Here is a 23885-nt window from a genome sequence, read left to right on the forward strand (position 1 = left end):
TATATCCATATATCGTGGTTTAAAGAGGTAACTTCGTTGCATTATTCGATGCAATAGACGGGTCAAAGGTGTTTGTAGAACTTGCAACATTCACCGTGAATATACCATCTCCAACATTTCCTGAACCTGCACCAGTATATGTTTTTCCTGAACTTGTTGGACATAGAAATACAGCATCCCCAAACTTTAAAATGGAGCTACCCCCAATATTAATGAATTTTGAAGCCCCTACTATAGCTGGCATATGTCTCCTCCTTTCTATAGTCGTGTGGATGAATTTTTGTTTGTCATTGAAAATTATTTCATATGATTCATTTCTTTATTATTATTAAAAGTATAGGAAGTGTACTTTTTACTGTTTATGCATTACATAATGCATTACCTAATCTGTGGGAGAGGAACCAATGATATGGCTTGTTGTGCTTCTAATTGCTCTGCCGCTTCTTCAAACCCACCAGAGTTACTTAATGTTGAATTAGAAGTAATATTACCTGCAGTTCCAATCTGTAGGACAGAAGAGTTGGTGATGGCATTAATTTTTAAATTGTTAATACAAATTTGTTGATAGATCGTTACACTCATCCTGGCCCCACCTTTGTAGCATTGGTGTCAAATAAATCTGGATCGAACGTGTTTGTAGAACTCAAAATATTTGCAGTTCGTGGCAGATCACCCGTATTGAACGATCCACTTCCAGCATATGTTTTAGAAGCGCTAGTTGGTGATAAGAATACAGAATCTCCGAATTGGACGATGGAGCTAGGGCCTACACTTATAATTTTGACAGCTCCAACAATGGCAGGCATCTTTTTTATTTCCTCCTTTCCAACTAACCAATGTAATAACTTTTAATATTGTATGTGGGTGGATGTAAAGTGTTACGTTGCCTATATGTGAATAAGGTTTCATTTTGATATCGTGGTTTTGTATTGTTGTTGTAGCATTGCCATGTATACATTCATATAATTTAACAAATTGATTGTGGATTCGTTATTGATTCACGAAAAGGAGAATGGATATGAATAATCAGTCACCATTTGATTGGGGAGGGTTTGAAAAATTTTTCGGAGGCAACATTCCTGCCTTTACAAAAGAGATGCAAAACCAAATGCAGCAAGATCCTGCTTGGATGGAGAAGCATATTAAAGATATGATGGAGAACTTATTACCTAATTTTGCAGGCACTAATGGTGCCAACAACACTTCCACTGTAAAATCGACTGGTAGTCCAGTACAGCATGAAGAATTTGAAACGCATCGTGATTTATTTCTGAAAGTATATTTACCGTCCAAAACTTCATCATCAAGTAATGTTAGACTATTTTCATCTGTCAATTCCATACGAATTAAAGGAATAGATGATCATGATCCATTTACCGTCTCATTATCTCAAAATGTAGATCCTAGCTCTTGTAAAGCAACAGTGAAAAATAACGTGCTACAAATACAAATGAAAAAAGCAGCGGAAGCGGAAATGTATCAAGAAGTAAAAGTTTCATTTTTATAAATAATGACGGTTTAATGGAAATATATTGTTTTCCATTCTGATTGATCTTGTTCCATTTCGGCTTTAACAAAATAAATGACAACATGATGATGATTACAGAACATTGAAATCGGAGTAATATAAATAGGAATAGGAAGATCTATTGTGATGTGGAATGTTTCGTTGTCTTTTGGCGAAGCTATTTTTTTTTGTTCATGCATTAGAATAGTGTTTTGTACTAAATTTCCTGATATGTGAAGTTGACCATTCCTTACAGACAGTCTCCAAGCTTTTTTATATCGTTTAGGCAAAAGAGGAGCTTCAAACTGAACTTTAATGCTATTCCCTAAATTGAATACATGACTTTTAGGTTGATTTACTTCCTCCTCTGCATCATTTTTATTTTCTGAATCTACAATATTATGAAGTGTTTCTTCCGTGTCATTTATCATTTTGAATACATTATTTACTTGCATGTTTAACTTCCTTTCAACCTATTTATAGGAAATAAATAATGCGTAAGCTAAATGTTTAGCGTAGTTTTGCATGACCTCATAATACTCTCCTGTTAATTCCCATATTTCGCCGTCCATTAAAAGTGTAGGATCTAATTGTTGCATTGGATCAGGGTAATCAAAATCTGTTTCTACAACACCTTTTGTATAACTTGTTTCTTCCCACACTTTCAAGTTTCTAAAACCAGCATGTTGGTAAATTTGTTGCCATTCCTCTTTGGAAGGTAGTTGTTTCGTATGAAAAAATTGATGAAAAGATAGTAGATCATCTTCTGAGAGGGAACCAGTTTGAAACATTTCCCGATCATACACTGCACCCTCAGGTTTTAAAACACGATAATATTCTTTAGCAGCTTTCTCAGGGTTTGCGAATAAAGTCACAGATTCTGCTATAACTACATCGAATTGTTCATCATTGAAAGGTAGATGCAGTACATCACCTTGAATAAAATCAACCCCCATTTTCTCGTATGCTGCTCTTTCTTTCGCCTTTTTGATCATTTCGTCACTGAGATCCACACCAGTAACATGACAGCCAAAAGTTTTTGCGATATAACAAGAAGTTCTTCCTGTTCCGCATCCTACTTCTAGCACTTTACTGTCTTTATTGATTTTCCATTCTTTAAATTGTTGAATGGTTGCAGTGAATCCTCCAGGATGTGCATTGCTTACCCCTAGCTTTGCTAACATTTCAAGATAATTCATTCTTAGCCACTTCCTTTATACGGTTTTTATCATTGTATGGATGTCATTGCAAAAGTGTATAGATATATGCCACACATGATACAAAATTCCGCCTTGCCTATTACCAAAGGAAAGATTATAATACTGTACATATATAGATGAAGAAATGATATGACATATGGGGCATTAGCTCAGCTGGGAGAGTGCTTGCATGGCATGCAAGAGGTCACCGGTTCGAACCCGGTATGCTCCACCACAACATACTTTTATTACAATGATGAAGATCCTTTTTTAAGGATCTTTTTTGATGTTCTTAAAACAACGTTTCTCAATTAAAGTTATTTACTAATTTTATAGGAATAGATGGTATAATGAAAAAAATAAAATACCAAATAAAGAGTAAAAACAACCAATATATGTTTTAGAGTAAAAATATTCAAAATAAATGTATATGATAAAAAAATATGATGGATGTTTGACTAACTATAATATTAAATAATCTGAGGAGGGAATAGATTGAAAATTCCCGTCATTGATAAAACAAAAATGGAGCTGGAAGTTCATTTCATTGATATTGAAGATATTTGGTATGTTGGTGTAGAGAATAGCAGGGAAGTTGTGTACTACACGAAAAAAGGAGTATTCTCCCAGCCGACATCATTTGAGCAGGTTCATACTGTGTTAAAACAATTTCAATTTAAAAGACTGGATCGAGGTATAGCCGCAAACATAAAAAAAATAAATCATTTCGATAAAAAATTTGGTAAAATATACTTTGATAATAAAATAAAGGAAGATTCTATGTATGCTACCGTTTCATATAGCAAAATAGGAAGTATACGTAGTGCCATGAAAGAAGAAAAAGTATCACCAAAAAATTAGCATTTTTTTAAAATATTAATGTTAACTTAATGTCTTTTTGTACAAAGTTTGTTATAGTTATAGACAGAAAAAATTAGGAGGCTATGAGATGTCAGAGGAAAATAACAATGTAAATAATAATAAAGTAGAAGAAACAAAAAACGAAGTGATGAAAGAGCAAAAGCATGAAGCAAAACCGAATCCAGCAAATAAATTGATGATGGCAGTTACTTCTATATCTGTGATTGCTTTAATTGTAGTAGTAGTATTAACGCAAAGTGACTCCACTAACGCAATTGATGGAGCATCAGAAGTTGTTGCGTCAGGAGACGGCATTGAAATTACAAATCAAGAAATGTACGATTACTTCATATCTTTCCCCGGACAAGCAGAACAGCTTCTTGAAACGATGATTAGTGAGAGATTAGTTGAAATGAAAGCGGAAGAAATGAACTTAACTGTGACGGATGAAGATATTGATGCTGAAGTGCAAACGTTAATTGATGGTCAGTTTGGCGGAGAAAAAAGTAGCTATGAAGAGGCATTAGCAAATAATGGACTTACTGAGGAAAGTCATAAAAAGTCTTTAAAATATGGCATGTTGAATGAGAAGATTATAGAACAGTTAAAATCAGAAGTTAGCGACGATACATTAAAAACGACATTCAAGGAACAAATTAGAGCATCTCATATTTTAGTTGAAGATGAAGCAACGGCAAATGAAGTGTTAGAAAAAGCAAAAGCTGGATCTGACTTTGCTGAGTTAGCCGTAGAATACTCTACAGGCCCAACGGGTCCAAATGGTGGAGACCTAGGTTATTTTGATGATAGTCAGATGGTTCCAGCATTCTCTGAAGCTGCATTTGCGATGGAAGCTGGTGAAATATCTGAGGTTGTACAGACAGAATTTGGGTACCATATCATTAAAGTAACAGAAGTTGTTGCATCATTAACTGAAGATGAATTTGAAGCAAAGTTCGCTGAGAAGAAGGATGAGTTAGTTGAGAGAGCAACAGCTAATCTTCCATATACGTGGATAGAGGAATACAGAGAAACATTATCTATAGAAATTAATCTAAAATAGGTTGCACATAAGTTACTTTCCTTAAGATAGGATGATACACATGGAAATTAAACTTAACATTGCCATTGGTGATGAACCAGCAAAAGATCACTTTATTACCATTGCCGACGAGAAGCTGATCGATTTAACGGAAGATGAGCTTCATCAAGCCATTGAAATCGTGATTCGAGATTGGATGGATAAGCATATGCAAGTAATGTGGGAAGTGACCAAAGATATAGATAAAGACGAATATATAGATGAATAAAGACAATAAAGAAGCAGACAACGCTCTGCTTCTTTATTGTATAAATTGAAAGTGTAAAGGGGCTATCGTGATGTACTACATCAATGACAAAGAAATAGAAAAACGATTGCAATTTATACCTACGTTAATTACTGCGATGGAAGAACTTCAATCCGAACCTGAAGCAGGGCTTGTTCATTATTTTGCACAAGACAGAACATTACATCTTGCGATTGAAGTCATTACGGATGTTGGAAGTTACATTATAGATGGTTACTTGATGAGAGAGGCAAGTAGTTACGAAGATATTATTACAGTGATAGCAGGAGAAAATGTATTATCACAACAAATCGTAGATCCCATTATCAAGTTGGTGCAAGAACGAAGAAACTTGGTGCAAGATTATTATGAGCTTCCTCAACATACTCTCTCAATCGATAACGATCAGCTAAAAGCCTTATGTTTAATTTTACAAACATTCAAACAAGATGTTGAATTGTATTTGGAGCAAAATACTTAAACTTAATAAACATAATTGTTTACTAATTTACTTATCTTATTATTTACGCTAAAATAATAAGATAAGGTGGTGATCTATGGTGAAGAAAATGCAAGATGCATCAACTCGCAATATCATTTTGGAATTATTGAAAACCAATAGTTCATTAACAGTTGGAGAATTATCGCAAAAACTAGATATTACAGAGATGGCTGTTCGCAGGCATTTGAATAATATGGAACGTGACGGGTTAATTGAGGCTAAACTCATAAGGAAAGCAATGGGAAGACCCAGTCAAACCTATTATTTGACTCCGCAAGCAGATGAAATGTTCCCTAGAAATTATGAAAAATTTGCACTTGAAATGCTAGATCAACTGAATGAAACAGACCCAACAAAGGTCGATCAAATATTTAGCAATCGTAAAAATAAACTCATTGAACAATATGCAGGTGAAATGGATGGAGAAACATTACAAGGCAAAATAGATAAATTAGTTTCTCTCCAGAACGACAATGGCTATATGGTAAATTACGAAAAAGATGATGACGGTAATTATGTCATACAAGAATCCAATTGTCCTATCTCCCAGATTGCCTCTCGCTATAACCAAGCTTGTCAGTGTGAATTAGAACTATTTCAATCTGTATTGAATACAGATGTAGAACAAAAAGAGTGTCAAGCAAAAGGTGGAAACAAATGCACCTATTGGATTAAATCTTCTTCATGATAATATTAATGAAGAAGTTTTTTTTGTATATCAATATATGATAAACTAAATGACGTAGTCCCAAGCATCATTTTGATTACATCCCTATTTATAGACACCAGCATGTTTTTGGTACATATATGATATGAGTTACATATGCTGTTCATGATAAATACTATACAAAGAAGGAAGCGGTTTATGTGCACCAACCTATTGCGGTAATGGATTCAGGAGTTGGGGGTTTAACAGTTGTTAAAGAAATAATGAGACAATTGCCATTAGAAAATATTATTTACTTTGGCGACTCTGAGCGTTCTCCTTATGGTTCCAAATCATTAGATATAGTAAAGAAGTATGTGTTTCAGATTGTTGACTTTTTATTACAATATAACCCTAAAATGATTGTAATTGCATGCAACACTGCTACCGCGGCTGCACTAAATGAGATTAGTTCCTACGTTGATGTTCCAGTTATAGGAGTCATTGAACCTGGTGCGAGAGCAGCGATTAAAGCAACTCGAAATCATAAAATTGGTATTATAGGAACAGAAGGTACCATTCAAAGTGGAGCATACGAATCAGCATTGCGACAAATATCTCCGCAAGTAGAAGCGATAGCTCAAGCATGCCCAAGGTTTGCCCCACTTGTGGAAAGTGGATTATTTGAACAACAAACGACATATGACGTCGTTAGCGATTCATTGTATTGTCTGAAAGAAGACAAAATTGATAGTTTAATTTTAGGTTGCACACACTATCCTTATTTACAAGATACAATTCAAAAAGTCATGGGACATTCCGTGGAATTAATTAATTCCGCAGAAGAGACTGCAAGGGAAATCAGTACCATTTTAAGTCATCGTGGTCAGTTAAACCAAATTAAGTTTCAACAGAAACATGTTTTTTTATGTAGTGGTGATGCAGCGATATTCAGCAATATAGCTAGTCGATGGTTGTGTGAACAAATAAAAGTTCATGCTGTAAGTTGGAGAGGAATTGAAACGGTGATGAATCAGTAAATTCATCTCCATCACATAAATTTGTTTTATATCAATAAGTATTCCCTAGTACATTTCAGCATAAATATATACAACAATAAGCTGAAAGGGGACTTATTTTGACTTCTACCTATATCGTCCAAAGAGGGGATACGTTATACCGTATTGCTAAGCGATATGGCATTCATTTGCAAGCGTTAATTGCTGCAAATCCACAATTGACCAATACTCAGTATGTTGTTCCAGGACAAATAATATATATTCCTATTCCTAATTATCCTTTATATGTTATTCAATCAGGCGATACATTATACACCATTGCTAAACAATTTAACGTATCGCTTCCTGCTTTAGTTGCTGCAAATATGTTACCTAATCCAAATAACTTACAAGTCGGTCAAACCATTATCATTCCAACACAAAATCCGTCTTCTATTGTGGATACAAGTGCAGATTACGGTTATGTTGAAATGATGAATGATCTGCAGCAACTAAAAAGCAAATATCCATTCATTGATATGACCACCATTGGGAAAAGTGTCATGCAAAAAGACATTCCTATGGTTCAAATTGGGAACGGAACACGGAATATTCATTTTAACGGATCATTTCATGCAAATGAATGGATTACCACCTTATTGCTCATGAAATTTATCGAGGATTATGCACAAGCTTATCAAAGTAAAAGCAAGTTGTACGGTTACGATGTGGAAAAGCTATTTGAAGATACGATGCTATTCATCGTACCTATGGTCAACCCTGACGGAGTTGAATTAGTACAAGAAGGCGTTACGCCCCAGCATCCATACTATGATCAATTGTTGGAATGGAACGATGGTAGCTTAGATTTTAGTCAATGGAAAGCTAATATTAGAGGCGTTGATCTCAACGATCAATATCCTGCAAACTGGGAAGAAGAAAAAGAAAGAAGAGGGACTCTAGGTCCTGGTCCAAGAGATTATCCAGGTACAGCTCCTTTAACAGAACCAGAGGCTATTATCATTGCTAGATTAACTGAAAATAGCAACTTTCAACTCATTGTTGCGTTGCACACGCAAGGAGAAGAAATATATTGGAATTATCGTGATTTAGAACCTCCAATTTCAGAAGAGATTGCGCAAAAACTAAGTGATGTCAGTGGATATAAAGCAGTAAAACTCACAGGAAGTGATGCAGGTTATAAAGATTGGTTTATCCAACAATACAGAAGACCAGGGTTCACTGTGGAAGCGGGCTTAGGCAGAAATCCACTTCCTATTGAGGATTTTTCCTTGATTTACAAAGATGTCGCACCACTCATGTTGGAAGCATTGAAGGTGGTTTCATATTGATTTTGTCACCTACTTCATCTACAATATAGTATGGTCATGTGTTCAACTGTTATCGCGAAATTTCATCCTATATCGTAGTAAATAAAGAGGAGAAGAACCATGGAAAATGACATTAGAATATGTGATAAATGTAAGCATATGTCGATGAAGACGACAATACCTAAGGTGGAAAAAGCGATTCCAAATGCTAACATCAAGATTGGATGCAAATCTTATTGTGGTCCTTGCACACGCTCAGCATTTATATATATTAATGGTAGATATGTAACAGCACCAACCGAAGATGAGGTAGTGAAGAAAGTGATGAAGTACGTAAAAAAGAAATAATATTTACGTATGTGCAAATGTACAGGTAACATCGTATATTGTGTGTACTACGTTTATGATGAAACTCGGTTTAACCGAGTTTTCTTTATGATATTTAGGAAAAATTTTCTATTTATATAAGTTGATTTAACTTGTTAAACCAACTTATTACCACGATGCATAGGATGGAGAAATCTCTATACCACAACCTTTGCGCCTGGCTACTGAGGCGCAAACTTGGTTTTTATTATTTCTTCATCTTATATATATTGACAATGTAATCATTAACAAACAAAAATGACGTAAGGGTGGAGATCATGGTGAAAATACTTGCACATCGCGGTGCAACTACATATTGTCCAGAAAATACAATGAGTGCGTTTGAAAAAGCGGTTGAACTTGGAGCGGATGGTTTGGAAATTGATGTGCAAATGACATCAGATGGTAAGCTTGTTGTCATTCATGATGAGACGTTAGAAAGAACGACAAACGGAAGTGGGATGGTTATGGAACACTCGTTGTCGAAATTAAGAACTTTAGATGCTGGAAATTGGTTTCATCATAAATTTAATGGAGAAAAAATACCTACTTTTGAAGAAGTACTACAATTTTCTATAAAAAATCAGTTATACTTAAATATAGAGTTGAAAAATAGTATTGTTCATTATAAAGATATCGAGCAAGAAGTGATAAAGTTAGTTCAACAATATCATTATGAGTCTCAAGTTATTTTGTCTAGCTTTAATCATTTGTCACTTAAATTATGCAAACAAGTAGACAGCAACATTGCGATAGGAGTTTTATATAGTAAACCTATGATGGAACCTTGGCAATATGCAGCGAACTTACAGGCGACGGCGGTACATCCCTACAAGAAGTTTGTTTCAGAGAAGTTAATAAAGGAATGTAAGCGTTTAAATATTGATGTGCATCCATGGACGATTAGTACGAAAGAAGAGTTAGATCAACATAAAGTGATGAATGTTACAAAAGTTATTTCAGATTATTTGGGATAAAATATGAGCTATTTTTTTAACAAAAGAAGGACATATACGGACATGTCCAAGAAAGCACTACAAAATTTGTAAAAAAATATTGTCAAAACTTAAAAATTATCTGTAAAATGTTGAATTTGTTCTGTAAAATGAAAGTAGACAAGCTACATCTTTTAATGTTGTTAATGTTACAAGGGGTAAAATGATTATGTATATAATGAATCTCGTGTCAACGGGCATTAAAGATCTTCTTTTGCAAATGCTCCTCGTTATTTTTCCTGTATTTGTTCTACAGATTACATGGAGAAACTATATATCGAATAGTGAAAAAAATATCCGACACAAAACCATTGGTCTTTTTACTGTTTGTGGGGTCATTTTATGTTTGCTTTTTCCTGTCTTCATCCCCACGCAGTATATTCTTGACTTAAGTTTTATTATTTTGATTATTGCTGTGGTATATAGCGGATATGTGACGGGATTATTCGCTTTTGCTACTATTCTATTAATGAAAATATTTGTACTGCAAGTTTTTACTCTTTTCGATTTTTTCAACCTTGCGTTTGTCATTGTTTTTTGTATTTTATTTGTGAGGAACTATGAAAATTCTAATAGAGTTTTAAAAGTATCTTTTTTTACGACACTAGCATGCTTAGCAGCAGTATTTCAAGTATTGGCCATCATATTTTTGATGACCAAAGATAGTAATGCTGTGATCACTGGTGAGATTACACTCATCTTTTTCATGTATCCTGTGGTTAGTATGACATCCATTTGGATGGTTGTACATCTGAATGAAAATATTAGAGAAAAGCAGAAAATGGAGATGGAAATTCAGCGCACAGAGAGAATGAACATTATCGGTCATTTGGCTGCATCTGTTGCACATGAAATACGAAATCCCATGACGGTCGTGCGTGGATTTATGCAAATTTTTAATAAAGAAACTTTTATACCGGATAATAAAAAAATATACTTGCAGTTGATGATCGAGGAATTAGATAGAGCAGAAGGTATTATTAATGATTATTTATCATTAGCAAGACCTAAAATAGAAAAGCAAGATCGTATTAATGTAAAGCAACAAATTCAATCCGTTTATGAAATTATTTTATCGTATGCGGTCCTCAATAATGTTTCGTTGACATTAAATGTAGAGGATGATTTGCATGTGATGGGAATACCGGAAAAAGTGAATCAAGTGCTCATTAATTTGATTAAAAACAGTGTTGAAGCTAGTCCCGATGGAGAATTGATTGAAATAGCAGCATACCAAGAAGAAGATAAAGTTATTATATCGGTAAAGGATCAAGGAGTTGGACTCACACAAGAAGAAATTAAGCTACTAGGTACTCCTTTTTACACGACAAAGGAGAACGGAACTGGGCTTGGGTTAATGGTATGTTATCAGATTATCAAAGCGATGAATGGTAAATTCGACGTGGTTAGTGAGAAAAATAAAGGAACAGAATTTATTATTAAACTTCCAGCAGTTTAGTCTTTTCATAACATCCATGCACAAGTATAATGAGTACAAACAAATACATAAGAGGTGTTATTTTTCATTGCAAAAGATAATGAAATTTTTTCGTATTACAAATAAAACATTAAAATTTACGTATGCTTTGTTACAGACCCTTCCACCGCTAGTAAAAGCAAAAAGACTGGATAAACAAGGAAAAGTGACGGAACGAGATGAATTAATGTATGCTGTTGCAAAGCGCTGGTCTACTTCGCTCGTTAAGTTGCTAGACAGTGATTTGCATATTACAGGGCATGATCACATACCTCAAGATAGACCGGTTGTGTTTATTTCCAATCACCAAAGCAACTACGATATTCCTATCGTTATGTATAGTATTAATCGATTATTTGGATTTATATCAAAAAAAGAAATCGAAAAGTGGCCAATTATCGGAACTTGGATGGAGTATTTGCATTGCATTTTTATGGACAGATCCGATGTTAGACAGTCTTTAAAAGCAATAAATGAAGGTGCGAAAAACATCGATAAAGGCTACTCGATGCTTATATTTCCAGAAGGCACTCGTAGTAACAGTCGCAAGATGAATGAATTTAAAGCAGGCAGTTTCAAATTAGCATTGAAGTCGGGTGCACCAATCGTTCCGATCGCGATAGATGGTTCTTATCTCATTACCGGAAACGCATCAAAAGGAATGAAGAGTAAGGTCAAAGTATCTATTTTGGAACCTGTTTATCTTGAAAATTTAAGTAAAGAAGAGTTGAAAGAAGTACATGAGCAAGTTTACCAAGCCATACAGGAAAAGTTGAGCTAATCAGCCTGGCTCATAGATTAAGTTAATATAACTCACTAAACGAATATAGCTTTATAACACACAGTCATATACCATACATTCTATGCTCTGCACTCCTGCATACGTGGTATATGACATTTTTTTATACCTGTTTTCATTTTATAGACAAGTTCAACCAACTTATTACCTCTAATCATAAGATGGAGAAATCACCAAATCTAACCTTTACGCCTGGCAACCGAGGCGTAAACTTGAATTCATTCATTTCTTTATCTTATATACATTAAAATGACCAACAGTACAAACAGAATTAGAATAATACTAGGTGTTATCCATTGAATAAAAGGTGGATAATGCGATGTTTCTTGTTGCAGTGGGAAAACATATGAAGTCATAACAGGAAATACAGGACTTTGAATTGGTTCAATGTAAGTCATGGTTTTCTCCCTCGCTATCCGTTTTACTTTCTTATCTATGTATATGCCACACTGCTTTATAAGGATTGGGTTGAGTGTACCCCTTCGTATTTATTTTTAAATCTTTTATTTTGATATCTTGTTGTTTTTTACATTTGTAGTGTTTATTTGTCTATGGTTATTTTTTGTTTACCCGTACTTATGAGTGCGACTTTACTGTTTTGGAATGAAGGAAATTTCTATATAAGAAAATACAATTGAAACTTAAAATTATAGCGGACATTAAAAATACGCCTCGAATACCAATAAATATAGATAAAGTTCCACCTGCAATAGGTCCAATCACATTGCCTAATGACATGAAACTGGCATTTAAGCTAAATGCTCGACTTTCCATCCCGTTAGGTGTATGTTGTCTAATCAAAGCGTTTACGGATGGCATCAACCCACCGAGAAAGATTCCAAAAATAAACCTGATGATGAGTAGTTGCTGTATGTTGTTGACAAAGGCATGGGGTATCATCAGCAATGCTGCTCCGATCATACTAACAAATAAAATACGTCTTTTTCCTACCTTGTCTCCCAGTCTACCGAGAATAGGTGAGAATATCATATTTGAAAATCCAGTCACAGATCCTACGAGACCTGCCAGTAAAACTAGTCGCTCTATGTTGCCATGCATTTCTTGTACAAATAAAGGCATGAGCAATACCGTACTAATCATGGAAAGCTGAATGAAAAAAGTAAGAGCATATAATGATCTTAATTGAGGAATTTTTATTAGTTTCTTCAACCCTTTTACTAAAGAAATGTCGGACATTTTTTTAGCTTCTTTAGGATTGAAATTATCTCGAACAAAAATAACACTGAAAAAGGAAACGAATAAAAGTAGGGATCCCGTAATATAAAATACATTTTTAAAACCGATCCATTCTTGCAATACTCCCCCAATAAGTGGGCCAAGAATTGTACCTGCAACAGCTCCTGACTGCAATATTCCCATAGCAAAACCAATTCGTTCTTTTGGCGTAGTTGCAGATACAATAGAAGTGGATGCTGGCATATATCCTGAAATCATACCGTTTAACAATCTCAAAAATAATAAATGCCAAGCAGAAGTTGCAAATCCCATCAAGGTAATGACAATAGCCATGCCAAAGCTGGAACGCCATATCATTAATTTTCGACCGTATTTATCTGCAATTTTCCCCCATAAAGGTTGGAATAGAAATGCAGTGACAAAATTAGAAGCAAAGATGACTCCTTGCCATACCGCAACGGTATCTTTATCTGTAATGCCTAGCTCCTGCAAATAATACGGGATAAAAGGTAGAATCATGGTCATGCCAGCAAGGACTACAAATTGACCAAAGGTTAATACAATCAAATTTATTTTCCAATTCAATATTACTCTCCTTCTTTCTCTGATAGGAAGAAGCAACCGAATTCGGTTGCTTCCTTCAATGAAGTATTCTTATTTCATATGTATTGAGGTGATACTGGAACTCACATTATTTAAGAAGATTGTGGAATTCACATGATATTAAAGAGGTTAAATCCATCGTTGGATAGTTGATAAAATGAATCATTATAATCTATTATACCATAAACGACCTAGGTGTTATGTTTTGTCGATTTCTGTATTGAAATCTTGTATTGAAATCTTTTGTTGTGTTGTGCATGTTCCGTTGTTCATTGTGTAAAGGGTTGAATGAAATTCTTTTTTTCCACCTATATTGATGTTATGCTGTAGATAGAGTGTTTGTATCATAACACATTTCGTTACCTCCATACATTTTTTAAAAAATAATTCATTAAGGTTGATACTATGCTTTTAAAATTTATAATTGGTGCTTCATGTAGTATGGTTGTTTCCCTACTAGCTATCCAATTATCTATGCTCTCAATGAGTGGAGCATGGGCTGCTGTTATCGTAGGCACAGGAATGTTCACATTCGGAAATTTGCCCTGGTATGGAACATTACTTTCCTTTTTTATTTCTTCTAGCCTACTTTCAAAATGGAGGAAGAAACAGAAACGCAAAGCAGAGCGTATGTATGAAAAAACAGGAAAGAGAGATGCACTTCAAGTTTTAGCGAATGGTGGATTAGGACTTGTTTTTTGTGTACTTTATTATTTCTTTTCTTATGAATGGTTAATAGCAGCTTTTCTAGGAACGATGGCTACGGTCAATGCAGATACTTGGGCTACTGAAATTGGCGGCATAAGTAAAAATCCAAGGAGTGTTAAAACGTGGAAACACGTTCCTGCTGGCACTTCTGGAGCAGTCAGTACACTAGGTTTATTTGCATCAGTGCTGGGAAGTTTATGGATTGCTATGACATATTTTCTTCTCTCTGTTGTGATTAACATAGAGGATTCTTTATCGCTTTTTGTAATAACAATGTGCAGTATGGGTGGTTTTGTTGGTGCATTAAGTGATTCCATAATCGGAAGTCGCTGGCAAGCACAATACAGGTGTACCGTTTGTTTAGAAAAGATGGAAAAGAAAAGTCATTGTGGACAACCTAATGATTGTATTAGCGGTATGAAATGGCTAAACAATGACATGGTAAACGTCATTAGCTCTCTCATTGGAGCTTTTGTCTCTGTTACCGTTTACATGTTATTATCAATGTAAAGAAAATATTTGAAGCTATATTTTAATGATAAAAGGTTAGAAAGGAACATAAATATGGATAAGCAACTATTTAAAACGTTAACAGAATTACCAGCGGTTTCTGGATTTGAAAGAGGTTTACGTCGGTTTGTAAAACAACAAATGACTCCTTATGCGGATGAAATCATTCAGGATGCTTTAGGTGGTATTTTCGCCGTAAAAAAAGGTGCAGGTCCAAAAATTATGGTAGCAGGTCACTTAGATGAAGTAGGATTTATGGTAAGCATGATTACTTCCAATGGCATGTTGAAATTTAAACCTATTGGTGGTCTATGGAATCAGACTTTGCTTGCACAAAGAGTTAGAATTGTAACAGATGAGGGACAAATACCTGGTGTTATTGCGTCCGTTCCACCACATCTTTTAAGTGAAGCTCAGCGTAAAGCTCCACTGGACATAGACAATATGTTAATAGATATTGGAGCAGATAATAAAGAGCATGTAGAACAAATGGGCGTTAGGCCTGGACAACAAATTTGTTTTGAATGTCCATTTACACCTCTAGCAGATCCTAAAAAAATATTAGCAAAAGCTTGGGACAATCGTTACGGTGTTGGATTGGCACTTGAATTATTAAAAGAAGTGCACCGAGAGCCACTGCCTAACTCATTGTACATAGGAGCTACAGTACAGGAAGAAGTAGGGTTAAGAGGCGCAGAAGTTGCAGCTAACATGATTAATCCTGATCTATTTTTTGCATTAGATTGCAGTCCTGCAAACGATACATCGAGCAAGGGTGATGTTTTTGGGAAACTAGGTGAAGGTACGCTCTTGCGCATATTAGATAGAACGATGATTACACATCGCGGGCTTGTAGAGTATATTTTAGATACAGCAGAGACTCATCGTGTACCATATCAGTACTATATTTCTGCTGGTGGCACAGATGCAGGTAAAGTGCATCTTCATGGCAATGGAGTACCTTCTGCAGTTATTGGCGTATGTGCAAGATACATTCATACGTCCAGCGCTATACTGCATACAGACGATTACGATGCAGCCAAGGAATTATTACACCATCTTGTTCGTTCATTAGATCAAACGACATTCGAAACTATTGTGGAGAATGCTTAACCGTGTTAAGTCGGTTAAACCCTGTGTGGCTTTGCTATACAAAGCCTTTGGAGCCCGGATCCAGCTAAGCAAGCTTAGCTTTTTATCCTCATGCTTTCGAAGTGGCTTTGTTACACAAAGCCTTTGGAGCCCGGATCCAGCTAAGCAAGCTTAGCTTTTTATCCTCATGCTTTCGAAGTGGCTTTGACACAAAGCCTTTAAAAAATTACTAAGGCGTGCTAGCGCCATCAATGAAAGGAAGGTGAAAGCCGTTTCGCGAGCATAGCTGCTTGCTGAAAAATAGAAGAACATCGTTCGTATTAGCATCCACTTTTTTGGTAAGTGTCAAGGAGCGGCTGGTGATGTATCAATTAAAAGAGAAGGAAATGATCTTTGTATTTACAGGTCCAGATGGTTCAGGTAGAAAAACTGTTGCTGACATGATAGGTTCTACGTTAGGATTACCTAAAGTTTTATCTTATACGACACGTAAACCAAGGCCTGCTGAGGAAGATGGTCAGGACTACCACTTTATATCTGCTGAAACTTTTGCTGTAGGTGAGAGCAATAATGAATTTATTGAAGTGGTTGAAATTGAAGGTGTAAAATACGGTATAAAAAATGAAGATATCGAGCAAATGTTTAAAGAAAATGATTTTATTTATTGTATTTTAAATGCGGAAGGTGCTCGTATATTAAAACATATTTACGGTGAAAAAGTATCTCGTGTGTTCATATATGTGGATATCGATGTCATCGTAGAACGACAAAAAGAGCTCAATGTAAGTCAAGAAATTATTGATAATCATTTCAATCATTACGAGGAAGATATGGCTTACAAAGATGAGTGTAAACATGCAGTAGAAAACACAGATCTTGCACATACGGTTTTTGCTGTTACGAACATATTGGAGCAGTATATGAATAGAGATCTAGTGGAAAAAGATTAATAAATAAGTTGGTTGAACTTGTTCAACCAACTTATTACCGCTAAACATAAGATGGAGAAATCTCAACATGACAACCTTTACGCCTGGCAACTGAGGCGTAAACTTGTTTTTCATCATTTCTCCATCTTGCATATAAGTTGGATGAACTTGTTCAACCAACTTATTACCGCTAAACATAAGATGGAAAAGTATAAAATAGTACCTTATTTGAGAGACGCTACAATGTAGTGCTCTCTTTTTTGTAATAAAATATGATATAATATGGAAATGTTTATTGAACTGTCGAAATGAAATAGGAGGAATTGTTTTGTTGAGAAGGGTAACATGGGATAAAGTTTTATTTTCCATTTTTGTTATGTTATTAATAATGACATCCATCTATGCTGCTAACCATATCAGGGTATCCCCAGAAGAAGCATTAAAAAATAAAATGAAGATACTAGCATCCGGTGATAAAAGTACAGTATTGGCAATCGAAAATGATTTTTATCAGCCTATTGGAATGTCACAAAGTAAAGAGGGCATAACGATCACGTTAGATGGCATGGTAGTAGATAAGGTTTCTGTTCAAGTTTTTTATACCATTACAGCAGATGAAAACGTACTACCCGAAGGTGATGATATGCATGTATATCGTATAAATCCAATGTTACATATGATTGTAGATGGACAAAAACATGAGCCTCCGGGATTTATGGGCAGTTGGAGCAGACCAGATAATCAACACGGTAACGTCTATGAAGATGTGCTGGAATATACATTTTTGAATGAGATCATGATGGATGGAATACAAGTGGACTTACAGCCACAAATTGAACTTGAAACAGCACAATCCGAAGGAGAGCCATTTTTTCAAGAACAGTTTTTATTCGATATTCCCATAGATCCTTCTACCTATGATTATGAAATTTTAACATATGAAATCAATGAAGAATTAACGATTGAGCAACAAAAAATAGTATTCCATGACATGATTGTACATCCAACTAGATCTACGCTTTATATTGCTGTAGATGAAGATAACAGCAAGGAAATATTTGATATGGGAGATATGGAGTTAGTGGTGAGCGATGACAATAAAGGTATTACTTCACAACAAAAGTCTGTTCAGTTTGGAAGAGATCAGATCACTTTTGAAAGTATGTATTTTATGGATGTAGAGCATGTAGCTATAGAAGGATCGTGGTTTGGGGCACTGGATAAAGATAAACGAGAGTTAGTCATCAATATGGAACAAGGGAAAATAGTGAAGAAACCTGACGATCGACTGACATTAGGAAGTATAGAACAACAAAAAGATGGAGAATTAGAAATTCAATTTATTATGGATGGCGGTGAAGGAGACCGGTTTTTCTTTCACCTTGATACAGCATTTACAGATGCTGATGGGGATGAGTATGAGAATTTTGTGAAATATCATCGTTCAACTTCGAATAAGGATGGTGGAATTTTAAATGTAATGCACACTACAATACCAGATGAAGATTACGTTTCTCCTTTAACCTTCAATATTTCGCATTATCCTACACATATAGAAGAGCCGTACAGCATCGATGTGAAGTGATTTGTAAGTTGGTAAAGCCGAAGAGTGATGTGTAAGTAAAATAGCGATGAAACCACAATACTAAAATAAAAAAATCGGTTACGAAGATCATTAAATCTGTAACCGATTTTTTGTGTACTGTATCCTTTACCTTGTACCCTTTGTTTTTTTAGTATATTAGTTTTACATGCAAAGGGTATGGATGATTGACCTGGGTCAAATGCAACAAAGCATTACTTAAAACTATTTTTGGAAGGTATTCGTCTAATACATAAAGGATGTAAGATAAGAAGGAGTGAGCAAACTGAACATGGCAGGAAAGAAGGTGGGAAAATGGAAAATTACACACTGCTAAAACACGCACAAGATGGCGATAGTGAATCTTTCTATATTCTAATGGATCAACATAAAATTCAGCTGTATAAAATAGCCTACTTTTATCTTAAAAATGAGCAAGATGCGCTAGAAGCGATACAAGAAATAACATATCGGTGCTTCATAAAAATTAAAAAAGTAAAAGAACCGAAATATTTCAGTACTTGGTTAATACGCATGATGATAAATTACTGCAAAGACCAACTTCGTAAGCAAAGGCGAATGAACAATAAAAATATAGAACAAAACAGTGTAGTGGCAGAGGACAATCAATTACAAATAACAGATAGGATGGTGCTTGAAGCAGCGTTGATGGAATTAGATGATAAATATGAAAAAGTAATTCGAATGAAGTATATCGGTGACATGACCATCCCACAAATTGCTTATGCCATAGGAAAGCCGGAAGGAACCATAAAAACATGGATATATAAAGGGTTATCCAAACTTCGTTCTCAATTAGAAAAGGGGAGGGGATGAGATGATTGAAGAAGATCAAAAGTTAACACAATTGAAAGAACATTTTGCTCAGCTACCAGTGCCTAATGATATTGACCGCTTCATTCATAAAGGAATACATAGAGCCGTACAGAAGAAAAAGAAAATATCCATGTTGAAATGGGTGAATAGCGCTGTTGTTATGTTGTTGGTTATCGTTGTTTCGTTTAACGTCGTCCCATTCATTTCTAACTTCAATTCTGCCGAGAAAAGCCAGCAAACGACGATCGAGCTAACTGGAGTAAATCCTTATATGCAAGAGGATTTGCAACTATCACAGTCACAATTCAACGTCACCATTACGATGGATAAGATACGGCTGGACTATGCTACCGCAGATATCTTCTTTACCGTTGAGCAGGAAAAAGATGTTGACTATGATGTTAGTAGCTCATTCATAAAAAATGAACAAGGGGAAATTATTGCATACGGCATAGAGGATTACAGTAGACAAGTAAAAATGAACATGGTAGAAAACGCTGTAATATCGGATAAGCTAGCAATAGAATTGACAATAACGCTGAGGGATAAGAACAACTTGCAATTGCAGTATGCATTCCCTATAGAGATCAATACAGAGCAAGTGCCGAAACCAGCTATATATCCGCTTGAAAAAGAGATGGAGATCATAGATCAAATCATGTATGCTCACTCCATCACGGTACATCCGACGGAAATTCATCTTCAGCTGTCGTTTGATGAAAATAATAGTAAACACATATTTGGGTTTGAAGATTATAGATTGGAAACAGCAGATGGACATCGTTTTTATCAGGTTGAATCGGATCATCATGCACCTATAGTGGATAACGATAGTATGTTGACCGTTCGTTTTGCTGCAAATGGATTGCATGATCTAGATCCAATAAACAGTGAGGTATCGGATCTCTTTTTTACAGGAAGCAAGCTAAGAGCCATGGACAAAACAAAAATGAACATACAAATAGATGTGGACAATGAACAATGGTTAAATAGCTATGACTTTGAGCAAAGATTTTCTTTCATAGGGATAAAACAAGCAGATGAAAATAAAAGCTTAACATTTATGTTGAAGAAAAGTGAATATGATTCTCAAACTTACTATTCCATTTTCAGTCCGCATTTTACAGATAGCAAAGGAACATCATACAAAGCTGTTGCGTCCAAAATGAGTAGTTGGGAAAAAGTAAATGATAGTTATGTTGCGAGGTATCAATTTACTATTCCTGATGCATCATACAGCAGTCCCATTTCGTTAGACATTGTTTCTTATCCTTTTACTATCAACAAGTATATCAACATTAACCTATTAAAATGAGGGATAATGAAATACATTTTCTTCTAAACAAAAATAAGAGGTCCTATGGATGAGGGAACCTCTTATTTTTTTATTGTTGTAAAATGGTTGTGAAAAATGGTATACGTCTTAACTAGATTTCGCTCTGTAAAAGTTGAGATCTTAATATAAAATCAATCTAACACATATGCAGCTAATAAAGCTGCGGTATGCACTATAGCTTGTTTATGCGTACGTTCCATACTATGAGATGCATGTACACCTGGCCCGATTAAAGCAGCCTTAATGTTGTGTCCTCCTGCTAATGCTGCAGATGCATCAGAACCGTAAAAAGGATATATGTCCACAACATAACTCAATTGATCCCGCTTAGCTAATTCTACTAAGCGTGTGGTCATATTATAATCGTATGGACCTGTAGAGTCTTTAGCGCAGATGGAAACATCATGCTCACTGCAAGATAGATCGTCTCCGATCGCTCCCATATCGACTGCAATCATTTCATCTATATCTGTTGGTATGTAGGATGATCCGTGACCGACTTCCTCATAATTAGAAATGAAAATTTTCACTTGTTTCGTTAACGTGATGTTTTCCCGTTTTATCCATTCTATTAAGGCAAGTAGTGCAGCTACACTAGCTTTGTCATCCAAATGTCTAGACTTAATATAGCCACTGTCTAACACTTGCGTACGTGCGTCAAAAGAAATATAGTCTCCAACTGTTATACCTAATTTTTCTACATCCTCTGCATTTTTAACGACTTCATCAATACGTACTTCCATATTGCTCTCTACACGCTTTTGATCTCTTGCCTCTCTATAGACGTGAACAGAAGGTTCTGTAGACAGAATAGTACCGGTGTAGGCTTTCCCATCTCTTGTATGCACTTTGCAGTATTCTCCTTCAATGGAATGCATCATAAACCCGCCGATGGAAGTTAATTTCAGCGTCCCATTAGACGTAATGGAACGCACCATCGCACCTAATGTATCCACATGTGCGGTTAAACATAACGTGTAATCTAATGTAGAGTTGGACGGTAATGTAATGATTGCTCCACCTTTACGAGTGAAGGTAATAGGAAACCCGAGTGCACGGACTTCTTTTTCTAGCCAACTCATCACGTCGTGACAGTAACCACTTGGACTAGGGATATCAAGTAAAGCTTGTAGTTTCTCTAGTAAATAATGTTCGTCTATGTTATGCATGATCTGTTTTCCTCTTTTCCACATTGATTTCTAGATCTTTCACGTTTTCCCCACGTTCAATTCGTCTCGGGTAGGAAATATCTACTTGATGTGCCTTTAATTTCTCCATTAATTGCTTACGTATTTCTTTTCCAGCTGTCCAATAATGAATGTCATTGACGAGTGCAATGACAGTATACTTTGCACCTAGTGCGTTATTTTCCAAATCTGTTATCCCGTATAGTTGCGGTGGCTCTACGACCCTTCCTTGGTTATCGGTAATAAATAAGTGAGGTTGTGTCTCCACCATATGAGCAGCCATTTCATTAACGGACTGTTCTATTGCTGCAGGATCAGTTTCGTAAGGGACAGAAACATTTATAATCGTTCTCATTTGCTCCCGATTAAAATTCTGACTTACCGTAATCTCGGAGTTTTGAATAACGACGACATGCTGTGCCCATGTTCTAATTTTGGTTGCTCTCAGACCAACTTCAACGACTGTACCATTAATTTGTCCGTTATTGATGGAAACATAATCACCAATGGAAAATTGATCCTCAAAAATGATAAAAAATCCAGAAATAAAGTCTTTCACCATCGTTTGTGCACCGAAACCGATAGCCAACCCGAGTACACCGGCCCCAGCGATAATTGGAGCAATATCTACTCCTACATTATCTAAAATCATAAGGATAGAGAAAATAAAAATCATATATTTCGTTAAGGACATAAGTAAAGACTGCAGTGTTGTTTCTTGTTTTTCTCCAAGTCGAGTAATTTTAAATACTCTAGAAATGATGGCGCTTCTGACTCTTAGCGCAAGCCATGTAAATAATAAAATAAGTAAGATTGTGACACTGTTTTCTACAATAATGTCCACACGGTCTTTCCAAAAATTCCAAGTAAACCAGTCAATCCAATCCGTACTGTCTGTCACAGATGTGAGTAAAAATTGAGGTATAATCATAAAAGAGTAAATCAGCTCCTTATTGTTTTTCCTTCATTTGTTGTCGTAAATATACGAATAAAGTATTAAGGATGTTAGATGCTTTTACAATACTTTCACAGTAAAAAGCTAACGTATCAACACGTAATACATTTAATATCATATCATAATCAACAAAAAAAAGAAGGTTCTTCACTGTTGACAGGACGAAAAAAAAGATGATTATAATAAAATTAAATTAGGTTTAAGGGTGATTGTCATGACAAAAGGCATAGTTTTAGTTGCTGATGAAGATGAGAAGAAAGGACAGCTATTAGGACTATTGCTAACTCGCAAAGGCTATGATGTACTGTATACAAACGATGGAAGAGAAGTAATGCAAATCGTCAAATCAGTAGATATTTCCATCATTCTGTTAGAAGTAAAGCTTTGTGGGATAAATGGTTTTGAAGTATGTAAACGGTTGCGCTTATTTACTTCTGTGCCGATTATTTTTCTTACATATAACATAAACGAAGAAGACAAAGTAAGAGGGTTAGATTTAGGAGCTGATGATTATGTAACCAAACCTTTTGGAATCAATGAATTGGCTGCTAGAATAAGAGCAAATACGAGAAAAAGAAATGTTTCATTGGTACAACAAGAAATTATGGAGTACGGGGATCTATATATTAACTTTCAAGATCACGTTGTGAGAAAAAGGGGAATAGATATTGTATTAACTGCGATAGAATTTAGAATACTTTCTATGTTAGCTCATTCTCCGAACCGAATATTTCATCCCGACTTATTATATCAACTGATTTGGGATAAACATAATCAAAAAGGAAGTCATATTGTTAAAGTCCATATCAGAAGCATTCGAAAAAAAATTGAAACAGATGCGACAATTCCACAATATATAAAAACGGTGAGAGGTGTGGGATATAAATTTCATCAAGTATAAATCTTTTTTATGAATGGTTTATCATTCATGTTTATTTAC

At 35.3% G+C, this 23885-nt stretch carries 27 protein-coding genes and 1 tRNA gene; 20 read left to right on the top strand and 8 right to left on the bottom strand.

The window, feature by feature from the left end; genetic code table 11:
- Window positions 1-19 precede the first annotated feature (19 nt).
- The 3 genes from D1Z92_RS05850 to D1Z92_RS05860 form a co-directional block, all read right to left on the bottom strand.
- On the bottom strand, window positions 20-244 hold the full coding sequence (locus D1Z92_RS05850) for a spore germination protein (RefSeq protein ID WP_128894724.1): 225 nt from the start codon (window positions 242-244) through the stop codon (window positions 20-22).
- A gap of 134 nt (window positions 245-378) precedes the next feature.
- Window positions 379-582, bottom strand: coding sequence for a spore germination protein GerPB (locus tag D1Z92_RS05855; protein ID WP_128894725.1), 204 nt, complete (start codon window positions 580-582; stop codon window positions 379-381).
- Window positions 579-806, bottom strand: a complete 228-nt coding sequence (locus D1Z92_RS05860) for a spore germination protein (protein ID WP_128894726.1) — start codon at window positions 804-806, stop codon at window positions 579-581. The genes D1Z92_RS05855 and D1Z92_RS05860 overlap by 4 nt, the downstream gene beginning before the upstream one ends.
- 212 nt (window positions 807-1018) lie before the next feature.
- On the opposite strand from D1Z92_RS05860, the gene D1Z92_RS05865 reads away from it, so the two are divergent.
- Entirely contained in the window at window positions 1019-1507 is a 489-nt protein-coding gene (locus D1Z92_RS05865) for a CS domain-containing protein (protein ID WP_164931472.1), read from the top strand.
- An 11-nt stretch (window positions 1508-1518) separates the two neighbouring features.
- On the opposite strand, the gene D1Z92_RS05870 is transcribed toward D1Z92_RS05865, so the two are convergent.
- Window positions 1519-1962, bottom strand: coding sequence for a hypothetical protein (locus tag D1Z92_RS05870; protein WP_128894728.1), 444 nt, complete (start codon window positions 1960-1962; stop codon window positions 1519-1521).
- Between the two features lie 18 nt (window positions 1963-1980).
- A complete protein-coding gene (locus D1Z92_RS05875) occupies window positions 1981-2706 on the bottom strand; it encodes a class I SAM-dependent methyltransferase (protein ID WP_128894729.1) in 726 nt (241 codons plus the stop codon).
- 159 nt (window positions 2707-2865) lie between these two features.
- Between D1Z92_RS05875 and D1Z92_RS05880 the strand changes: the two genes are divergently transcribed.
- The 12 genes from D1Z92_RS05880 to D1Z92_RS05935 all read left to right on the top strand — a co-directional run bounded on the left by D1Z92_RS05880 (window position 2866) and on the right by D1Z92_RS05935 (window position 11991).
- Window positions 2866-2941, top strand: a tRNA-Ala gene (locus D1Z92_RS05880).
- A gap of 260 nt (window positions 2942-3201) precedes the next feature.
- The gene (locus D1Z92_RS05885) at window positions 3202-3567 is read left to right on the top strand and encodes a LytTR family transcriptional regulator DNA-binding domain-containing protein (protein WP_128894730.1); all 366 of its coding nucleotides are present in this window, start codon (window positions 3202-3204) and stop codon (window positions 3565-3567) included.
- Window positions 3568-3655: 88 nt separating this feature from the next.
- Window positions 3656-4630 (top strand): peptidylprolyl isomerase, encoded by a 975-nt coding sequence (locus D1Z92_RS05890; RefSeq protein ID WP_128894731.1) that lies wholly within the window; start codon window positions 3656-3658, stop codon window positions 4628-4630.
- A 40-nt stretch (window positions 4631-4670) separates the two neighbouring features.
- Window positions 4671-4877: a hypothetical protein gene (locus D1Z92_RS05895; protein WP_128894732.1), complete on the top strand. Its 207-nt coding sequence runs from the start codon at window positions 4671-4673 to the stop codon at window positions 4875-4877.
- A 70-nt stretch (window positions 4878-4947) separates the two neighbouring features.
- On the top strand, window positions 4948-5376 hold the full coding sequence (locus tag D1Z92_RS05900; RefSeq protein WP_128894733.1) for a DUF86 domain-containing protein: 429 nt from the start codon (window positions 4948-4950) through the stop codon (window positions 5374-5376).
- A 76-nt stretch (window positions 5377-5452) separates the two neighbouring features.
- Window positions 5453-6085, top strand: coding sequence for a helix-turn-helix transcriptional regulator (locus tag D1Z92_RS05905; protein ID WP_128894734.1), 633 nt, complete (start codon window positions 5453-5455; stop codon window positions 6083-6085).
- Window positions 6086-6264: 179 nt separating this feature from the next.
- A complete protein-coding gene (gene racE, locus D1Z92_RS05910) occupies window positions 6265-7083 on the top strand; it encodes a glutamate racemase (protein ID WP_128894735.1) in 819 nt (272 codons plus the stop codon).
- 98 nt (window positions 7084-7181) lie between these two features.
- Window positions 7182-8393: a M14 family metallopeptidase gene (locus D1Z92_RS05915; RefSeq protein WP_128894736.1), complete on the top strand. Its 1212-nt coding sequence runs from the start codon at window positions 7182-7184 to the stop codon at window positions 8391-8393.
- Window positions 8394-8492: 99 nt separating this feature from the next.
- A complete protein-coding gene (locus D1Z92_RS05920; protein WP_128894737.1) occupies window positions 8493-8720 on the top strand; it encodes a DUF1450 domain-containing protein in 228 nt (75 codons plus the stop codon).
- A gap of 296 nt (window positions 8721-9016) precedes the next feature.
- Window positions 9017-9715: a glycerophosphodiester phosphodiesterase gene (locus tag D1Z92_RS05925; RefSeq protein WP_128894738.1), complete on the top strand. Its 699-nt coding sequence runs from the start codon at window positions 9017-9019 to the stop codon at window positions 9713-9715.
- A 187-nt stretch (window positions 9716-9902) separates the two neighbouring features.
- Window positions 9903-11192 carry an ATP-binding protein gene (locus D1Z92_RS05930; RefSeq protein WP_164931473.1) on the top strand — a complete coding sequence of 430 codons (1290 nt, stop codon included), beginning with the start codon at window positions 9903-9905 and terminating at the stop codon, window positions 11190-11192.
- Window positions 11193-11259: 67 nt separating this feature from the next.
- Complete coding sequence (locus tag D1Z92_RS05935) at window positions 11260-11991, top strand: lysophospholipid acyltransferase family protein (RefSeq protein ID WP_206099713.1); 732 nt, start codon at window positions 11260-11262, stop codon at window positions 11989-11991.
- 594 nt (window positions 11992-12585) lie between these two features.
- Here D1Z92_RS05935 and D1Z92_RS05940 read toward each other — a convergent pair.
- Window positions 12586-13794, bottom strand: coding sequence for an MFS transporter (locus D1Z92_RS05940; RefSeq protein WP_128894784.1), 1209 nt, complete (start codon window positions 13792-13794; stop codon window positions 12586-12588).
- Between the two features lie 420 nt (window positions 13795-14214).
- Here D1Z92_RS05940 and D1Z92_RS05945 point away from each other — a divergent pair, with 420 nt between their 5' ends.
- The 6 genes from D1Z92_RS05945 to D1Z92_RS05970 all read left to right on the top strand — a co-directional run bounded on the left by D1Z92_RS05945 (window position 14215) and on the right by D1Z92_RS05970 (window position 20782).
- Window positions 14215-15027 (top strand): DUF92 domain-containing protein, encoded by an 813-nt coding sequence (locus D1Z92_RS05945; protein ID WP_128894740.1) that lies wholly within the window; start codon window positions 14215-14217, stop codon window positions 15025-15027.
- A gap of 54 nt (window positions 15028-15081) precedes the next feature.
- Window positions 15082-16140, top strand: coding sequence for a M42 family metallopeptidase (locus tag D1Z92_RS05950; protein ID WP_206099714.1), 1059 nt, complete (start codon window positions 15082-15084; stop codon window positions 16138-16140).
- Between the two features lie 341 nt (window positions 16141-16481).
- Window positions 16482-17069: a guanylate kinase gene (locus D1Z92_RS05955; protein WP_128894741.1), complete on the top strand. Its 588-nt coding sequence runs from the start codon at window positions 16482-16484 to the stop codon at window positions 17067-17069.
- Between the two features lie 307 nt (window positions 17070-17376).
- On the top strand, window positions 17377-18633 hold the full coding sequence (locus tag D1Z92_RS05960) for a DUF4179 domain-containing protein (protein ID WP_164931474.1): 1257 nt from the start codon (window positions 17377-17379) through the stop codon (window positions 18631-18633).
- Window positions 18634-18945: 312 nt separating this feature from the next.
- Entirely contained in the window at window positions 18946-19467 is a 522-nt protein-coding gene (locus tag D1Z92_RS05965) for a sigma-70 family RNA polymerase sigma factor (RefSeq protein WP_128894743.1), read from the top strand.
- A 1-nt stretch (window position 19468) separates the two neighbouring features.
- Window positions 19469-20782: a DUF4179 domain-containing protein gene (locus D1Z92_RS05970; RefSeq protein WP_128894744.1), complete on the top strand. Its 1314-nt coding sequence runs from the start codon at window positions 19469-19471 to the stop codon at window positions 20780-20782.
- 152 nt (window positions 20783-20934) lie between these two features.
- Here D1Z92_RS05970 and D1Z92_RS05975 read toward each other — a convergent pair whose 3' ends face one another.
- The gene (locus D1Z92_RS05975; protein ID WP_128894745.1) at window positions 20935-21972 is read right to left on the bottom strand and encodes a M42 family metallopeptidase; all 1038 of its coding nucleotides are present in this window, start codon (window positions 21970-21972) and stop codon (window positions 20935-20937) included.
- Complete coding sequence (locus tag D1Z92_RS05980) at window positions 21965-22921, bottom strand: mechanosensitive ion channel family protein (RefSeq protein ID WP_128894746.1); 957 nt, start codon at window positions 22919-22921, stop codon at window positions 21965-21967. Before D1Z92_RS05980 ends, D1Z92_RS05975 begins: the two co-directional genes overlap by 8 nt.
- Window positions 22922-23159: 238 nt before the next feature.
- Here D1Z92_RS05980 and D1Z92_RS05985 point away from each other — a divergent pair, with 238 nt between their 5' ends.
- Window positions 23160-23846, top strand: coding sequence for a response regulator (locus D1Z92_RS05985; RefSeq protein WP_128894747.1), 687 nt, complete (start codon window positions 23160-23162; stop codon window positions 23844-23846).
- The last annotated feature ends 39 nt before the right edge of the window (window positions 23847-23885 follow it).

It is taken from the genome of Longirhabdus pacifica (assembly GCF_004115085.1).
In the GTDB taxonomy this organism is placed as follows: Bacteria; Bacillota; Bacilli; order Paenibacillales; family DSM-105158; genus Longirhabdus; species Longirhabdus pacifica.

Excerpts from the sequence above, each read along its gene's own strand:
- D1Z92_RS05900 (WP_128894733.1), top strand. The coding sequence starts at position 4,948 with ATGTACTACATCAATGACAAAGAAATAGAAAAACGATTGCAATTTATA.
- D1Z92_RS05920 (WP_128894737.1), top strand. The coding sequence starts at position 8,493 with ATGGAAAATGACATTAGAATATGTGATAAATGTAAGCATATGTCGATG.
- D1Z92_RS05950 (WP_206099714.1), top strand. The coding sequence starts at position 15,082 with ATGGATAAGCAACTATTTAAAACGTTAACAGAATTACCAGCGGTTTCT.
- D1Z92_RS05930 (WP_164931473.1), top strand. The coding sequence starts at position 9,903 with ATGTATATAATGAATCTCGTGTCAACGGGCATTAAAGATCTTCTTTTG.
- D1Z92_RS05875 (WP_128894729.1), bottom strand. The coding sequence starts at position 2,706 with ATGAATTATCTTGAAATGTTAGCAAAGCTAGGGGTAAGCAATGCACAT.
- D1Z92_RS05890 (WP_128894731.1), top strand. The coding sequence starts at position 3,656 with ATGTCAGAGGAAAATAACAATGTAAATAATAATAAAGTAGAAGAAACA.
- D1Z92_RS05905 (WP_128894734.1), top strand. The coding sequence starts at position 5,453 with ATGGTGAAGAAAATGCAAGATGCATCAACTCGCAATATCATTTTGGAA.
- D1Z92_RS05855 (WP_128894725.1), bottom strand. The coding sequence starts at position 582 with ATGAGTGTAACGATCTATCAACAAATTTGTATTAACAATTTAAAAATT.
- D1Z92_RS05980 (WP_128894746.1), bottom strand. The coding sequence starts at position 22,921 with ATGATTATACCTCAATTTTTACTCACATCTGTGACAGACAGTACGGAT.
- D1Z92_RS05865 (WP_164931472.1), top strand. The coding sequence starts at position 1,019 with ATGAATAATCAGTCACCATTTGATTGGGGAGGGTTTGAAAAATTTTTC.
- D1Z92_RS05955 (WP_128894741.1), top strand. The coding sequence starts at position 16,482 with ATGTATCAATTAAAAGAGAAGGAAATGATCTTTGTATTTACAGGTCCA.
- D1Z92_RS05870 (WP_128894728.1), bottom strand. The coding sequence starts at position 1,962 with ATGCAAGTAAATAATGTATTCAAAATGATAAATGACACGGAAGAAACA.
- D1Z92_RS05860 (WP_128894726.1), bottom strand. The coding sequence starts at position 806 with ATGCCTGCCATTGTTGGAGCTGTCAAAATTATAAGTGTAGGCCCTAGC.
- D1Z92_RS05850 (WP_128894724.1), bottom strand. The coding sequence starts at position 244 with ATGCCAGCTATAGTAGGGGCTTCAAAATTCATTAATATTGGGGGTAGC.
- D1Z92_RS05970 (WP_128894744.1), top strand. The coding sequence starts at position 19,469 with ATGATTGAAGAAGATCAAAAGTTAACACAATTGAAAGAACATTTTGCT.
- D1Z92_RS05975 (WP_128894745.1), bottom strand. The coding sequence starts at position 21,972 with ATGCATAACATAGACGAACATTATTTACTAGAGAAACTACAAGCTTTA.
- D1Z92_RS05985 (WP_128894747.1), top strand. The coding sequence starts at position 23,160 with ATGACAAAAGGCATAGTTTTAGTTGCTGATGAAGATGAGAAGAAAGGA.
- D1Z92_RS05945 (WP_128894740.1), top strand. The coding sequence starts at position 14,215 with ATGCTTTTAAAATTTATAATTGGTGCTTCATGTAGTATGGTTGTTTCC.
- D1Z92_RS05925 (WP_128894738.1), top strand. The coding sequence starts at position 9,017 with ATGGTGAAAATACTTGCACATCGCGGTGCAACTACATATTGTCCAGAA.
- D1Z92_RS05895 (WP_128894732.1), top strand. The coding sequence starts at position 4,671 with ATGGAAATTAAACTTAACATTGCCATTGGTGATGAACCAGCAAAAGAT.
- D1Z92_RS05965 (WP_128894743.1), top strand. The coding sequence starts at position 18,946 with ATGGAAAATTACACACTGCTAAAACACGCACAAGATGGCGATAGTGAA.